This is a genomic window from Lelliottia wanjuensis (assembly GCF_030238365.1).
Lineage (GTDB): Bacteria > Pseudomonadota > Gammaproteobacteria > Enterobacterales > Enterobacteriaceae > Enterobacter > Enterobacter wanjuensis.
The window spans coordinates 1-568 of record NZ_JASSOT010000039.1 but is presented as its reverse complement, the minus strand read 5'-3'; the positions used below and the strand labels follow the sequence as shown (position 1 = coordinate 568).

At 53.2% G+C, this 568-nt stretch carries 2 pseudogenes; one reads left to right on the top strand and one right to left on the bottom strand.

What is annotated here, in order from left to right:
* Positions 1–171 (top strand): annotated as a pseudogene (locus QQF33_RS03475) (SpoVR family protein); the annotation flags it as partial.
* Positions 172–210: 39 nt separating this feature from the next.
* On the opposite strand, the pseudogene QQF33_RS03470 reads toward QQF33_RS03475, so the two are convergent.
* Positions 211–568 (bottom strand): annotated as a pseudogene (locus tag QQF33_RS03470) (FCD domain-containing protein); the annotation flags it as partial.

Genomic DNA, 568 nt, shown 5'->3' with positions numbered 1-568 from the left:
CTGACGCTGCGCTATGTCCCGCAGAGCCGTGCGCCGCTGGACAAAAGCCGCCGGGAAGTGCTTAAACACGTGCAACGACTATGGGGATTTGACGTTATTCTGGAACAGCAAAACGAAGACGGGAGCGTTGAGCTACTGGACCGTAATCCACCGCGCAACGCCCCGCTTTAAGCGGAATAAAAAAAACCGGACGCCATGTCCGGTTTTTTATTAACGTTTGCTGCCTAAATCGTCCGGCAACGTTTTTTGCATCGAATGCCAGATATCGCCACTCTGACGACCATAGCGACGGACACATTAAACGATTTCGTCCTGGGTAGGCTCTTTGTCACACAGGTTGAGCAGCGTTTGATAAAAATCGCGTGCCACCTTACGCGCTTCCGGGTTAGAAAAGTAGTGGCGTCCAACGCGGGTGTAAAGGCCTTTCAGCCCATTGAGGATCAGGCCATAAATTGGGTTGCCTGATGCGAACGCCAGCCCGCGAAACACCCGGTAATCCAGTTCGGTATAGCTGTCTACCTGGTCTTCAGCACTGTTTACGGCTTCCAGCACCTCGCGTGCCTTCTCT